1 protein-coding gene is annotated in these 916 nt (G+C 73.6%); it reads left to right on the top strand.

Annotated features, from left to right (window positions below; all coding sequences use genetic code 11):
• Positions 1-138: 138 nt before the first annotated feature.
• Positions 139-916, top strand: a 778-nt coding sequence (locus FE256_RS17950; protein WP_212743549.1) for a hypothetical protein, incomplete at its 3' end; no start/stop codon positions are given.

The following is a 916-nucleotide window of genomic DNA, read 5'->3' as shown; positions in this document are numbered from 1 at the left end:
CGGCGAACCCGTCCGCGGCAGCGCGTGCCCCGGCCCCGCGTAGAGTCGCGTCATGCGCTCCTCCCCCCTCGGCGCCGACGACGTCCGGCGTCGGCGCGATCCCGCGCCGCGACCGCTCTGCTCCCCCGGGGACGAACGATGACCGGGTTGCCGACCGGTCGGCACTTCGTCCTGACGTGGGGCATCCCTCGCGAATACGGCGGTCTGACGGCCGCCCTCCTGCAGCGGTCACGTCTGTTCGACCGCCTCGGCGGAGTTCCCGTCGACGTCCTGACCTGCGACGACCGCGCGGATCCGATCACCATCGACGCGGAGCTCTCCGCACGCGCGGCGTTGTCCCCCGGCGTTCACGTGCGCAACCTGTGGGAGTGGCTGCGCGAGAACGATCTGCGCGGCCGCGTCGTCGGGCCGAGCGCGGGGTTCTCGCCGCTCCCGGCGGGTTTCGGCGAGGAGGTCTCGGGAGGGGCCGTGCACCGCCGCATCCGCACCGACGCGCGTGGTGCGATCCAGCAGATCGATCACCTGCGCGCCGACGGAACGCTCGCGGCCTCGGACCGTCGGGACGTCCCGACCGCGGACGGTCACGTCCGCCGGGTGATCGTGACGTGTGATGAGGCGGGTCGACCGCGCGCCGCCTGGCGGGGCGTGCGCACCCTCTACGCCGCGTGGCTGGATCGCCTGACCGGAGGCGAGACGTCGTTCCTGCTGGTGGACAGCAAGGCGATGGCACGGTTCGCGGCCGGGTACCGTCGACGACACGTGGTCGTGGTGCACGTCGTGCACGGTTCCCACCTCACCGACGACGGAGCGGCCCTGCGCCCCTCCCGCGCTGAGGTGTTCGCGCGGCTCGGAGCCTTCGACGCCGTCGTCTTCTGCACGGCGCGGCAGGCACGCGACGTGCGACGCCGTGTCGGGC

Origin of the sequence: Microbacterium sp. 5K110, from assembly GCF_005774735.1 — a bacterium.
GTDB lineage: Bacteria > Actinomycetota > Actinomycetes > Actinomycetales > Microbacteriaceae > Microbacterium.
This window is presented reverse-complemented; position numbering and strand designations above follow the sequence as displayed.